12 protein-coding genes are annotated in these 13,654 nt (G+C 50.8%); 5 read left to right on the forward strand and 7 right to left on the reverse strand.

The window, feature by feature from the left end:
• Positions 1 to 56: 56 nt before the first annotated feature.
• The 3 genes from yaaA to dnaA form a co-directional block, all read right to left on the reverse strand.
• On the reverse strand, positions 57 to 281 hold the full coding sequence (gene yaaA, locus DYE26_RS23180; RefSeq protein WP_036618205.1) for a S4 domain-containing protein YaaA: 225 nt from the start codon (positions 279 to 281) through the stop codon (positions 57 to 59).
• A 20-nt stretch (positions 282 to 301) separates the two neighbouring features.
• A complete protein-coding gene (dnaN, locus tag DYE26_RS23185; protein ID WP_036618206.1) occupies positions 302 to 1,444 on the reverse strand; it encodes a DNA polymerase III subunit beta in 1,143 nt (380 codons plus the stop codon).
• 406 nt (positions 1,445 to 1,850) lie between these two features.
• The gene (dnaA, locus tag DYE26_RS23190) at positions 1,851 to 3,197 is read right to left on the reverse strand and encodes a chromosomal replication initiator protein DnaA (protein WP_036618207.1); all 1,347 of its coding nucleotides are present in this window, start codon (positions 3,195 to 3,197) and stop codon (positions 1,851 to 1,853) included.
• Between the two features lie 684 nt (positions 3,198 to 3,881).
• Between dnaA and DYE26_RS23195 the strand changes: the two genes are divergently transcribed.
• The 3 genes from DYE26_RS23195 (at position 3,882) to DYE26_RS23205 (ending at position 7,639) form a co-directional block, all read left to right on the forward strand.
• On the forward strand, positions 3,882 to 5,075 hold the full coding sequence (locus DYE26_RS23195) for an IS4 family transposase (protein ID WP_036618208.1): 1,194 nt from the start codon (positions 3,882 to 3,884) through the stop codon (positions 5,073 to 5,075).
• A 541-nt stretch (positions 5,076 to 5,616) separates the two neighbouring features.
• Positions 5,617 to 6,741: a C45 family autoproteolytic acyltransferase/hydrolase gene (locus tag DYE26_RS23200; RefSeq protein ID WP_036618209.1), complete on the forward strand. Its 1,125-nt coding sequence runs from the start codon at positions 5,617 to 5,619 to the stop codon at positions 6,739 to 6,741.
• A 19-nt stretch (positions 6,742 to 6,760) separates the two neighbouring features.
• Entirely contained in the window at positions 6,761 to 7,639 is an 879-nt protein-coding gene (locus DYE26_RS23205; protein ID WP_036618211.1) for an AraC family transcriptional regulator, read from the forward strand.
• 129 nt (positions 7,640 to 7,768) lie between these two features.
• On the opposite strand, the gene gntK is transcribed toward DYE26_RS23205, so the two are convergent.
• The 4 genes from gntK to gnd form a co-directional block, all read right to left on the reverse strand.
• On the reverse strand, positions 7,769 to 9,316 hold the full coding sequence (gene gntK / locus DYE26_RS23210; RefSeq protein WP_036618213.1) for a gluconokinase: 1,548 nt from the start codon (positions 9,314 to 9,316) through the stop codon (positions 7,769 to 7,771).
• Between the two features lie 132 nt (positions 9,317 to 9,448).
• A complete protein-coding gene (locus tag DYE26_RS23215) occupies positions 9,449 to 10,810 on the reverse strand; it encodes a GntP family permease (RefSeq protein WP_036618214.1) in 1,362 nt (453 codons plus the stop codon).
• Between the two features lie 153 nt (positions 10,811 to 10,963).
• Complete coding sequence (locus DYE26_RS23220; protein ID WP_036618216.1) at positions 10,964 to 11,635, reverse strand: GntR family transcriptional regulator; 672 nt, start codon at positions 11,633 to 11,635, stop codon at positions 10,964 to 10,966.
• A gap of 115 nt (positions 11,636 to 11,750) precedes the next feature.
• Positions 11,751 to 12,650, reverse strand: coding sequence for a phosphogluconate dehydrogenase (NAD(+)-dependent, decarboxylating) (gene gnd, locus DYE26_RS23225; RefSeq protein WP_036618218.1), 900 nt, complete (start codon positions 12,648 to 12,650; stop codon positions 11,751 to 11,753).
• Between the two features lie 372 nt (positions 12,651 to 13,022).
• Here gnd and rpmH point away from each other — a divergent pair, with 372 nt between their 5' ends.
• Positions 13,023 to 13,157, forward strand: coding sequence for a 50S ribosomal protein L34 (rpmH, locus tag DYE26_RS23230; protein WP_009223341.1), 135 nt, complete (start codon positions 13,023 to 13,025; stop codon positions 13,155 to 13,157).
• A gap of 132 nt (positions 13,158 to 13,289) precedes the next feature.
• Entirely contained in the window at positions 13,290 to 13,640 is a 351-nt protein-coding gene (gene rnpA / locus DYE26_RS23235) for a ribonuclease P protein component (RefSeq protein WP_036618220.1), read from the forward strand.
• Positions 13,641 to 13,654 lie beyond the last annotated feature (14 nt).

Raw genomic sequence — 13,654 nt, forward strand, 5'->3', positions numbered from 1 at the left:
TTAAGCCCCCTCGTTTTCCGCTTCCTTCCGCGGATTTAAGGCTGTGAAGCAGCCGGTCAGGGAGCCTTCGGTCCGGCCACCTGGAAGGTTCCGCTTCCTTCCACTTCGATTTTATCTCCAGGATAAAGCTTCCGGCCCCGGCGCTCTTCCGCCTCCCCGTTGACTTTGACCGCCCCGTCCGCCAGCAGCGCTTTGGCCATGCCGCCCGTCGGCACGCAATCGGCCAATTTTAAAAATTGATCCAATTTAATATATTCACTGGAAATGGAGATTATTTTCATGGCGCCAATTTCCTTTCAGATCAGTGGGTAGTCCGGTAAGGCAAAATCAGATACAGGCTCTGCGTGTCGTCTACCGGCTTGATAATGATCGGGCTCATCGCGCCCGTAAATCCGATATGCAGCTGCTCGCTCTCCACGACTTTGAGCACGTCCAGCATATATTTCGAGTTGAAGGAGATGCGCAGCGGTTCCCCGGTGAACTGGGCGACTTCCATTTGCTCGGTAACTTTCCCCAGTTCCGAAGAGCTGGAGGAGATTTCAATGGAGCCGTCCTCCAGCGTCTGCAGGCGCACGATGTTCGTTTTCTCCTCGCGGGACAGCAAATAAGCGCGGTCGATCGAATCGCTTAATTTTTTCGTGTCCAAAATCAGTTCTGTTTTATAGTTTGTCGGAATAATCTTGGAAGTATCCGGATAAGTCCCGTCGAGAATGCGCGTATAGAACAGGACGCGGTCGATTTTGAACAGCACCTGGTTGTCGGCGACGACGATCTCGATGCGCGTATTTTGATCGGGAATGATTTTGCTCAGCTCGTTTAGGGTTTTGCCGGCAATGACGATGTTGCTGAAGCGCGCCCCTTCGGCGTCATCGAGCCCGGCCACACGGCTGGCCAGCCGGTGCCGGTCCGTCGCCACGAACTTGAACTGATTGTCGCTTAAATTCCACAATACCCCGGTCAGAATCGGCGAAGTTTCGTTGGTGGAAATCGAGAATACGGTCTGCCGGATCATATTTTTCAGCAAATCGCCGGGAATGGAAATGACCTGGTTCTCCTCGACGCTCGGCAGTACCGGGAATTCCTCGGGGTCAAGGCCGACCATTTGGATGTCCGTCGCACCGGAGCGAATGAACGTTTGAAAGCCGTCCTGAACCTCCATTTCGATTTCTTCCGAAGGCAGCTTTTTGATAATTTCAACGAAAAATTTAGCGGGCAGCACTACGCTGCCGGGACGTTCGACTTGAACGATCTGCTTCTCCTTGTCCTCGGCCGGGATAAAGGCCTGAATGGAGATGTCGGTGTCGCTGGCGGTTAAGGTCATCCCTTGAAAATTCACTTCCAGCTTGATCCCCGTCAAAATCGGAATTGTCGTACGGCTGGAAATCGCCTTGGATACGTGCTGAATCGACTCGTTAAGATCATGTTTTAAAATGCGGATTTTCATAAATTCAACTCCTAAAAGTTTTATGGAGCGTGTGCTCCTTTAGAAATAACATCGCAATAAAACTACTTCGGAAGCATAAGCCTCTTTGAAATAACTTCGCAATAAAATTTACTTCGGTAACTTTAAATCTATTAGTAATAAAACTTGCTTTATACGCATAAGCTTGTTTTATGTAACGGGATTACTCCCTCGGTTCTTCGGGTTATACGAGAGCGCGCGAATTGTGCTGATTGCCGTTTGCGTTGGTCCCCGAAGTCAGGTTGTGCGCTACCACTTATTAAGATGTGTATATTTAAATATATTTAGAAGAAGTAGTAGGGGCCCTGAATATGTGGATAACAACCCGAAAAATATGAAATGAAGCCTATCCACATGTGAATATCATGTGCATAGGCTTATCCCTTATTCAGGTGGCGTTTTTTATTTTCTCGGTAATGTTGTTTACGATCTTGTACAGTTCCTGGTCGTTCTTGAGCTGCTGGGTGATTTTCTCGTGTGCGTGAATGACCGTCGTGTGGTCCCGTCCGCCAAAGGCGTCGCCGATCTTCGGCAGCGAGAAATCGGTTAGTTCGCGGGCCAGATACATGGCGATTTGCCGCGGAAAAGCGATCGCTTTGGTCCGTTTGCGAGCTTTGAAATCGTCCAGCTTCAAATTGTAGTAATCGCCGACCTTTTGCTGAATGTCCTGGATCGTTATCATCTTCGGACGGCTGGAAGGAATGATATCCTTGAGCGCTTCCGCCGCCAGATGAGTGGTGATGTCTTGATTGATCAGGGAGGAATAAGCGACAACCCGGATCAAAGCGCCTTCCAGCTCGCGGATGTTCGTATCGATTTGATTGGCGATATAGATCATCGCTTCGTTCGGAATATCGAGATTTTCGGCCTTGGCCTTTTTGCGCAAAATCGCGATCCGCGTCTCCAAATCCGGCGGCTGGATATCGGTGATCAGTCCCCATTCGAACCTCGAGCGCAGCCTCTCCTCCAGCGTCGGAATCTCTTTTGGCGGGCGGTCGCTGGAGATGATGATCTGCTTCCTCTCTTCGTGCAGCGCGTTAAACGTATGGAAAAATTCCTCTTGGGTCGATTCCTTGCCGGCCAGGAACTGAATATCGTCGATCAGCAAGATGTCGATGTTGCGGTATTTGTTGCGGAAGCTTTCCGCACGGTTATCCCGGATGGAATTGATGAATTCGTTCGTAAATTTCTCGGAGGAAATGTATACGACTTTGCTGCTGGGGCTATGCTCCAAAATATAGTGGCCGATCGCGTGCATCAGATGGGTTTTGCCGAGTCCTACGCCGCCGTAGAGGAAAAGCGGGTTGTACGCGCGGGCCGGCGCTTCCGCGACAGCCAGGGAAGCCGCATGGGCGAAGCGGTTGCCGGACCCGATGACGAACGTGTCGAACGTATACTTCGGATTAAGCATGTTGGAAACGCTTTCCTCGCTTGGGACGGGAGCGGGAGGTTCCTTGTACACCTGGGTTTGTTCGGCCGGAGCGGATTCTTCAATGACGAAGGAGACGTCGAGCTGTTTGCCGGTAAATTCGAAAATCGTCGTTGCGACCAGCTTCGTGTAGCGGCTTTCCAGCCATTCCACTGCAAACGTCGTCGGCGCGGAGATGACGATCGCTTTGTCGGTCATAGTGACGATCTTCGTTGCTTTGAACCAGGTGTCAAAGCTGGGTTTGCTCAGTTTGGTATTAATGATCGCTAAAATTTGCTGCCATATTTCCGAAGTATGGCTGTCCACAGACTGTCACTCCTTTTAAAACTTCCAAGTGTGGCTTAAGCCATGCGAAAGAAGTCAAAAAAACATAAATAATGGGGAAATTTATCCCCATAGTCCAGTTCCATATGATTATTATAAACGTGAATAAATTCGAATTGTTCACAATTTTATCCACAGGTTGTGAATAAACGATACTCAAAACTTAGATATTCACAACAAAAGCAATATAATCATAGCAAACCAAGGCTTATATTTCAATGTATTGTCTGCTTTTATCCACAAATTCAATAACTTGTGCATAATTCTCATGCACACCACTACATATTGTTTATAATTTGTTTAAATTTCGACATGATGAACGAAAAACTCAAAAAAATTATGCACAGGTTATTAATGGCAAGACCTGACCGGCTTCTCTTCACCTGTGCATATATTTTTTTAATGGGATAATAGGCTTAACCCAGAAGATCAGAAATCGGTGCTTGACTGAACTTGACTGCTGGTTGCTGGACCGGGGAACCGATGGCTGGGACTTTAAAATAGCGGCACTTTATGCACTAGCGTTGCATAAAACCTAACGCGAATAATCAAATATTAGTTAAATATGGGTAATTATGATCATTTTTCATGGAAAAAGCATAAAAAATCTCCTATTGTAAAGAGGTAGGTACGTTGTCCATAACTCTCTACAAAAGGAGACCATCCATGGATAACGTTAAAGCTAAAACGGTCATTCGTCAACTGATTTCCTTACTGCCCATCGATGTGCATCAACGTTTACTCTTCGACCATTACACCAAGAAACTTACCACGATGAAAGCGATCATGCTCTTCATCAATGCTCAGTTGAAACAATGGTCATCTTACGGTGAAATGGAAATTGCACTTCGTGCTGAGCCGAAACTTCAGCAGCTTCTACAGTTGGAGAGTATCAGCGGCTCGCAATTATCCCGAAAACTCGATCAGATCCCAACGGAGCTGTTGGAGTGGATGTTTCAGCATCTGGCATCACAAACACAGCAACGTGCTTGCCACCAGGGCCAGAGCGGGAAATTGCACATCATTGATTCTTCCAGCATTCGACTGCCGCTTCAACTTGGAAGTTGGGCCAAGATGTCAAATAAGAGTAGCGGCGTCAAGATGCATCTGCGCCTCGTTGTTACAGCTCCCGACAAGCTATTTCCTGATGCCATGATCCCCAGTTCGCTCAATGTAGGGGATCGTGCGGGGGCCGTTGAACTGGTCGTCCCCTCGGATGCGATTTATGTGATGGATCGCGGTTATGATGATTATGCCCGGATGGATCAATGGGTCCAGGACAACATCCAGTTTGTGATCCGTATGCGAGATCGCGCGCTTGCCACCGTCATTGAGGAGTATCCTGTTCCGGAAGGCTCGAACATCACGCGGGACGCCAAGGTTTGCGTGGGCAGTTCCTTCCGATCCATGGAACATTCCGTTCGTTTGGTGGAGTTTTATGACGAGCAGGAACGGACTTATCGTATTTTTACATCGGTATGGGATAAGACCGCTGAAGAAATCGCGCAGATCTATAAAAATCGCTGGCTCATCGAGTTGTATTTTAAATGGCTGAAGCAACATTTGCGATTGAAGAAGCTGCACAGTCATAAACCACAGGCTATTTGGAACCAGTTATTCTTGGCTTTAATTACTGCCTTGCTCGTGGAGCACATCCGGCACAGCACCCAAACGGCAAAAACAAACTGGCAAGTGCTCCGGATTCTCCGCGAGTACTTGTACCGTTCATGGCGATCCTTTCGAACCGAACTGGATCGGAAACCCAGTCGAAGTAGTCCGGGGAGACGTCCGGGGTCAGGTCCCAAAGCGTTATCGGTGCGCACAATGGTTGGGATAATTAAGCCAAGCAAATTCAAGTAATAATATCCATTATATACATTTAATGGGACATCGCGACCTACGCATTAGGTAACCTTGACTTTTTGGTCTTAAGCTTAAAAAATGACTGTAAAAAAATCCATTTATAGTTTCAATAATCCAAATGTGGGTTTTGCTGAAAATTGATGTTAGTGTTCTTGCAACGCTAGTGCACTTTATGTACTTATTATCCGTTGCCAAGCACGTTCAACCTCATTAGCGGCATTTTATGTACCTATATTCCTATGGATGCCCCGAAAGCCGGCATCACCCTACGTTTCGTAAATATAGCGACATAAATTGCCTCTATTTCTCTCCAATGGACGGATATTGCCGGAATAACGCCCTTTTTTGCCCTTATGTTTTTCGTTGCAGTTAGGCAGCAGAAACTATCAAGATTTTTATTTTTGCCTCTGGCAGAATATATGTTGAACAAAAGAATAAAGGGTTTGGCAAGCGATGTGAAATGATTCTGAAGAAAAGGCAGTGGTCGAAGCAGGAGAACCGGAATAATAAAAAACTCATTGGACATAGGAGGAACCGGATGATTAAAAAACAAGCTTATACGGTAGAATTGCGAGGAACGAATTACGAAATCGGCTGGGGCTTTGGCGAATTTACGAAGGAGAACCCTGCGCTGAGAGCTTTTCACACCGCTGGATTTGATCATTTTGATGAAGCGGAGGCGAAGAAAGCCGCCGAATTGTTCAACCGCTGGTGTCCGGGCCTTGCCGAGGAACTGCGGGGATTCGCCGACGCGCTGGAAGCCAAGCCTTCGCAAATCATCTATTACGCCATGACTTACTTGCGCCCGCGGTGCAGCCAGATCGCCGTCTTGCCGGGGATTTCCGCAAGCGGAAACCCGCTGCTTGCCCGGAACTATGAATTCAGCTCGGATGCGGAGGATTTTACGCTGGTGAAAACCTCCGTGACCGGAAAGTATGCCCATCTTGGCACCAGTGTGCTGCATTTCGGCCGCGATGACGGTTTTAACGAATGCGGGCTTGCCGTGACGATGAGCTCCTGCGGCTTTCCGGTTGGGGCGCTGCCGTATATGCGCAGTCCGAAGCTGACCGGTTTGCAGTTTTGGGCGGTGATCCGCGCATTGCTGGAAAACTGCAAGGATGTCCCCGAGGCCTTGGCGTATATGAAAGACATGCCTATAGCGTATAACATGAACCTAATGCTTGTGGATAAAAGCGGCCGAGCCGCGCTCGCGGAAACGCTCGATGGCCGGATGGCCGTGAAGCAAATCGACCATTCCAGCACCACCCAGCTTCTTTACGCCACCAATCATCCGCATATGCCGGAACTGGTGCCTTACGAGCCGCAGGCGATGCGCAATTCCCTGCAGCGTTACGAATTGATGGGGCATACTCTTGAAGGGAAGGGTCAGGTTTCGGAGGATGATTTGAAGCAGCTGCTATTGGGAAAATTCCCGGCCGGCCTCAGCTGCCCGTATTATGAAGACTTTTTCGGTACCACTAAAAGCATGATCATGAACCCGGCCAAAGGGACCATGGAACTGTGCTGGGGCGGACGAAGCGCCAACGGCTGGCGCAGTTATGATATTCGCGAACCGCTTGGCGAGACCGTGCTGGACATCGAATTGCATGCGGACAAAGCACATCCTGAATTTTTCGGGTTCGTGCCTATTCCAGCGAATTGATATGAAGTGAGGGTGTGCCGTGGACTGTTTGCAGGCGTTCGAAAAAGCGATTATATATATAGAAAACCATCTGGGTGAGGAGATCGGCGTAGAGGACGTGGCAAGGAAAGTTGGTTATTCCTACTATCATCTTACCAGGCAGTTTTCGGCGCTGCTGGGTGAAAGCATCGGAAGCTATATCAAAAAGCGGCGTTTGGCGGACGGAGCGAAAAAGCTGCTATACACCGACAAGCGGATTATCGATATAGCGCTGGAAAACGGGTTTCACTCCAACGAGGCGTTCAGCCGGGCCTTCAAAACGGTATATAAGATGAGTCCCCATGCCTATCGCAAAAAACGGCTGAATTTGCTGATCGCGGCAAAAGATAGGCTGGAGCCGGAAGCGATCCGCCATCGGCTTAACAACATAACCGTTCACCCGCGAATCGTAGATGTGCCGGGGATCTTGATAGCCGGAATACGCGGCCGGACGACGCTGCGGGACAATGTTTTGCCCGAATTGTGGAGGAAGTTTCATGCCAAATCGCATTTGATTCCCGGCGTCAAACCGAACGGACGGGCTTTCGGCATTTGTGAAGCCTGTCAGGGGGATAACGCGCTGTACACAATGGGCGATGACATGCTTTTTTCCGAGGTGGTTGGCCTGGAGGTGGATGACGTTGAAGGTCTGCCCGAAGCTTTTGTCGTCAAGAGGCTGAAGGGAGGACGTTACGCCGTTTTCACCCATACGGGCACGCTGGAGCTGCTGCCGCAAACGTTTCGTTATATCTGGGGGACCTGGTTTTTTTCAACCAAAGAGGAGGTGGACGACCGGGAGGACTTTGAGCTGTATGATGAACGCTTTAAGGGCTACGATCATCCCCATTCGCAAATAGATATATATATTCCGTTAAAGTAGGCTAAAACAGTAGTGAAAAAATTAGACCCGCTTGTGAGTACGCATCATGCCAAAGGTTCGTTAAAGATCCTAAAGTACGAGCGCAACTCGGATAGGCGGGTCATTTTTATGTTTGAAGCTACCGTCCGCTCACCCCTCGGTCAGATGGCGCTGGAGCTTGGCGATCGCTTCGTATTCTTCTTCCAGCTTGCGCGAAATGCGGATGTAGATCGGCAGTATCTGTTTATAAACCGCGGTATGCTTGGCGTTTGGCGAATGCATGTACGTTCCCCCGACCATACTTTTGACAATATCGAAGGAATCGATTTCGCCCAGCGCATACAAGCCGAGGACGGCCGCGCCGAGACAAGAGCTTTCGATGCTTTCCGGGATTACGACCTGCTGGTCGAAAATATCGGCCAGCATCTGCCGCCACAGCGGGGAGCGGGCGAAGCCGCCGGTCGCCTGGATTTTGCGGGGCCGTCCGATCTGCTCTTCCATCGCCAGCAGCACCGTGTACAGGTTGTAAATAACACCCTCCAACACGGCGCGGATCATATGCTCTTTCTGATGATGCAGCGTCAGCCCGAAAAAAGAACCGCGCGCGTTCGGATTCCACAGAGGCGCCCGTTCGCCGGCCAGATAAGGGTGGAAAATAAGGCCGTCGGAGCCGGGGTTTACACGCTCGCCGATTTTGGTCAGTACATCGTAAGGGCTGATCCCGAGCCGTTTCGCGGTTTCGACCTCGGAAGCGGCGAATTCGTCGCGGACCCAGCGGAAAATCACCCCGCCGTTGTTGACCGGCCCGCCGATCACCCAGTGTTTGTCCGTAAGCGCGTAGCAGAAAATCCGCCCCTTCGGATCGGTTTTCGGCCGGTCGACCACCGTACGGATCGCGCCGCTGGTGCCGATCGTGACGGCGACGACCCCGGGATCGATCGCGTCCACCCCGAGATTGGACAGCACGCCGTCGCTCGCTCCGATCACAAATGGGGTCGAGGTCGACAAGCCCATATCGTCGGCGTATTTTTGCGAAAGCCCCTGCATAATATGCGTCGTCGGCACGAGCTTCGACAAATGCTCCGGCGTAATGCCGGCCACGCGCAGCGCTTCCTCGTCCCAATCCAGCTTCTCCAAATTCAGCAGCCCCGTGCAGGAGGCGATCGAATAATCGATCACGTATTCCCCGAACAGCTGGAGAAAAACGTATTCTTTAATAGAAATAAACTTCCGCGTTTTCTGAAAAATGTCCGGTTGCTCTTGGCGCAGCCACATCAGCTTGGTCAGCGGCGACATCGGATGGATCGGCGTTCCGGTGCGCAGATAGATCTCATGGCCGCCCAGCTCGTTTTTGAGCCGCTCCGCATAGTCCACGCTCCGGTTATCGGCCCAGGTAATGCAGCGCATCAGCGGTTTGCCGTCTTTATCGACCGGGATGACGCTGTGCATCGCCGTGCTGAACGACACGAAGCCGATTTGCTCCGGAGCCAGCCCGCTTTTTTTCATAATTTGGCGAACCACCGCCACGACGGCGGAGAAAATTTCATCCGGATCCTGCTCGGCGATGGAAGCGGAAGGGGTGTATAGCGGATATTCTTCGTTGGCGGAGGCGACCACCTTGCCGCTCCGTTCGAACAGGACCGCTTTGGTGCTGGTCGTTCCAATATCCAGGCCGATCATATAGGTCAGGGAATTCATTTCAAAACCTTCTCTCTACGTTTATATCTGTATAAGTTGAACAAATGATTGAACGAATTGAGGCTACCCTCTTGCCTTTATCATTCCTAATAGTTCAGCATATCCGGTTAACTCATTGTAAACATGACGTTTTTAAAAAATAAAGCTCAGAATCAAGATCAATACCAGTCCGACGACGGAAAGAATCGTTTCCATGGCCGTCCAGGACTTCAAGGTCTGCGGGACGGACATATTGAAAAACTCCTTCACCATCCAGAAGCCGGCGTCGTTGACGTGGGACAGCACGATCGAACCGGCACCGGTGGCCAGTACGGCCAGTTCCACATTCGCTCCCGGCGTCAGGGCGAGCACGGGCGCGACGATGCCCGCGGCCGTCGTCATGGCGACGGTGGCCGAGCCGGTGGCTACACGGATCAACGCGGCCACCAACCAGGAGAAGAAAATAATGTTGATATTCGCTCCGGTGGCCATTTCGGCAATTGCCTGGCCAACGCCGCTATTGATCAGCACCTGCTTAAACGCGCCGCCGGCGCCGATGATCAGCACGATCGATGCGATCGGCGCCAGACATTCGCTCGTAAATTTGGAAATGTCGTGCTTCGAAAATCCGCGGCTGTATCCCAGCGAAAAGAAGGAAAACACGACGGCGATCAAGAGCGCCATGATTTCATGGCCGATAAATTCGCAAAACAGCGTGATTGGGCTCGTTGCCTTGGGATCAATGATGCTTGCGAGCGAACCGATCAGCATCAGGATCACGGGCAGCAAAATCGTAAACAGCGTCATGCCGAAGCTCGGCAGCTTGCGGCCCTCTTTGACGGCAAATTGTTCGGCCAGCTCGGCCGGCGGCTGCAGGGCGATGCGTTTGCCGATATATTTGCCGAACAAGGGGCCGGCGATGATCGCGACCGGCAGCCCGACGAGGAGCGAATAAAGAATCGTCCGGCCCAGATCGGCCCCGTAGGCGTCGATTGCAATCATGGGGGCCGGATGCGGCGGGACAAGTCCATGCACGGTGGACAAGCCGGCCAAAATCGGTATGCCGATCTGCAGCAGCGACATGTTCGTCTTTTTGGCTACGGTAAATACGATCGGAATCAGCAAAATGACGCCGACTTCAAAAAAGACGGGGATGCCGACAATAAATCCGACGAGCATCATCGCCCAGTGCACTCTTTGTTCGCCGAAACGGTCGATCAAGGTCGTGGCGATCCGTTCGGCGCCGCCGGATTCGGCCATCATTTTGCCCAGCATCGTGCCGAGCCCGATGACAATGGCGATCGTCCCCAGCGTGCCGCCGAGGCCGCCCGTGATCGAACTAACGACGTCGAGCGGCTTCATGCCGGCCAGCAGCCCGAGCAGCAGGGCGGAGATCAACAGCGTAACAAACGGATTCCATTTATATTTGGAAATCAGCAAGACAAGAAAAACGATCACAATTAAGGTCCATAACAGCAGCGTGGCGTTATGGCTCATTCCGAACAGCGTACCCAAATTGAAGTTCCTCCTTTATAGTTAATGCCCATATTGCAACGCTTTCATTTCAATAGATTGATTGGATTTTAGTATGAGCTAAAATCCAATTCCCATTAATGTATACTTGTCGACAAGATGAACGGCCAAAGGCCGCACAAGGCCAGCCTTAAATCATTTAGGGATACTCTTATGCAGCGTACGGCGGGAATCGGCAAAATACTCTTCAATATTGCGCTGAATGGTCTCGCTGTCCCGCGATTTAAAACTTTCCAACAGCTTGCGGTGCTTGCCTACGACATATTCAATTTTTTCCTCGCCTTGCGATAGGACCTCGCGGGTCGTAATCAGCATGACCGTCATCACTACTTGCCGGATGCTGGTCCATAGCTGCTCGATTCGCGAATGGCGGGCCCCGGTAATGATCGTTTCATGAAAACAGAGGTCCTGATAAGCAAAATCCACCGTATCCCGGTGTTTGCCGGCCAGCTCCATTTTGTCGACGATTTTGTCCAATTGGGACAGCAGCTTCTCCGGATCGGCGGCGAGGCGCTGCCAGGCAAAGCTTTCAATCAAATAGCGGACATCGTAAAGCTCTTCGATATCCTGTAAATTCAGGCCGCGAACGACGGCCCCCATGCGCTGCAAAGTGATCAGGCCTTCGCCGGACAGCGTTTTCAACGCTTCCCGGACCGGAGAGCGGCTTGTTCCGAAATCCGCGGCAATGCGGTTTTCGGACAAGATCTCGCCCGGTTTGATCGCGCCGCTTACCATTTGCAGCCGAAGTTCGGCGGCGATCGACTCGCCTAAAGAGCCGCTTTTTAGCCATGAAGCAGGAAACTGCATGTATCATATCTCCTATTCAGATGAAATTTCCCGTGTGATCCTTTTTACTTGATCACTTCGATCATAGCATGAAAGCGTCCTGGCGGTCAGCCGATATCCGTACGTTTTAAACCGTTTATTTCGCTGATTCTACCGCGTGACCGCCGAATTCGTTGCGCAGCGCGGCGACGACTTTGCCGTGAAATGCGTCGCTATCCAGCGAGCGGTACCGCATAAACAGCGACATGGCGATAACCGGCGCGCTGGCTTGAAGATCGAGCGCCGTTTCGACCGTCCATTTGCCTTCCCCGGACGAATGCATGACCCCGCGGATGCTTTCCAGCTTCGGATCCTTGGAAAAAGCGTTTTGCGCCAGCTCCATCAGCCAGCTGCGGATGACCGAACCGTTGGACCATACGCGCGCCACCTGCTCGAAATCGAATTCAAACGGGCTTTTGTCCAGCACTTCAAAACCTTCGGCAATCGCTTGCATCATGCCGTATTCGATTCCGTTGTGCACCATTTTAAGAAAGTGGCCGCTGCCGGATTTCCCCGCGTACAAGTAGCCGTTTTCAACCGCTAGATCGCGGAAAAGCGGTTCGATATGGCGGAAGGCCGTTTCGTCCCCGCCGATCATGAAGCAGGCGCCATGCTCCGCGCCTTCAACGCCGCCGGAAGTGCCGACATCAAAGAAGTGGATGCCTTTCTCCGACAGCTGTTCGGCCAGGGCCAGCGAATCTTTATAATGCGAATTGCCTCCGTCGATGACGATGTCTCCTTGTTCAAGCAGCGGGGTAAGCGTTGTTACGACCGAATGCAAAGGTCCGCCGGCGGGGACCATCGCCCAGATGACCCGCGGAGGCTCCAAGGAAGCGACCAGCTGTTCCAAGCTGTTGGCGGGAACGGCTCCTTTACCGGCGGCATGGCTGACGGAATCCGGATTCATGTCGAAAGCTACGACCTCATGCTTGTGCTCAAGCAAATTGGAAACCAGGTTCATGCCCATCTTGCCAAGGCCGATCATGCCAATTTTCATGATAATAAAGCACCTCTTTCTTGTATCAGTATACTTGTATACAACTTCTCTTGTTCAATATACTCCTTAGCCCGAAACCTGTAAACCGGGGATGCCGGAAATTTGTGAATTCAACGGCGCAAGTCCCGCAAGCATACTTTTCCACATGTGCATAACTTATATGCTTGGCCGAATATTTTATTTATTTGTGGACAACTTTTTTTGAAACGAAGGATTGTGGATTGTGTATAATTTTTAAGAAAAAGAATGCGCCCGGGAAAAAGGAACGGTCTGTTGACTTTTTACAGGCGGTATGATTAAATGGTAAAAGGCATTTTCTGTGGATATGAAAATGATGAAATCGATAGTGAATCCTGTAAGGGGGTGCGATAGATGAAACCGACTTTCAAACCGAATGTGAGCAAGCGTAAAAAGGTTCATGGTTTCCGTAAAAGAATGAGCACGAAAAACGGCCGCAAGGTTCTCGCTGCTCGTCGTCTCAAAGGCAGAAAAGTATTGAGTGCGTAAAGCGTGCGTTAAAGACCACTGCGGTGGTCTTTTTTTTGTATGCGGCTTTAATTGCGGAAATGTTGGTCTATAATACTTTAGAAGTTACGCCCTTTGAAATGGATCGGGAAGTTTGAACCAAGGAGATAACTCGTGCATAAAAAACTTCGTTTAAGGAACCGGGCCGACTTTAATCGCATTTACCGGTTCGGAAAGTCCTTCGCCAACCGCCAGCTTGTCGTTTATTGGTCCAATAAGCCGGATATCGAACGGTTCCGGTTAGGGGTATCCGCCAGCAAAAAGATCGGCAACGCCGTGGTCCGCAACCGGATGCGCAGGCTGCTCAAAGAAATCGTCCGCCTGCACGAAGCCGAGATCCGCGACCATGTCGATCTCATCTTAATCGTCCGCAGCGGCGCCGTCGGGATGGAATACAAGGAACTGGAGAAAAGCGTGCTCCATGTGCTTCGGAAAGCCTCGTTGCTGCGGGCTTCCGGACGTTAGGCAGGCTTGTTTCT

It is taken from the genome of Paenibacillus macerans (assembly GCF_900454495.1).
In the GTDB taxonomy this organism is placed as follows: Bacteria; Bacillota; Bacilli; order Paenibacillales; family Paenibacillaceae; genus Fontibacillus; species Fontibacillus macerans.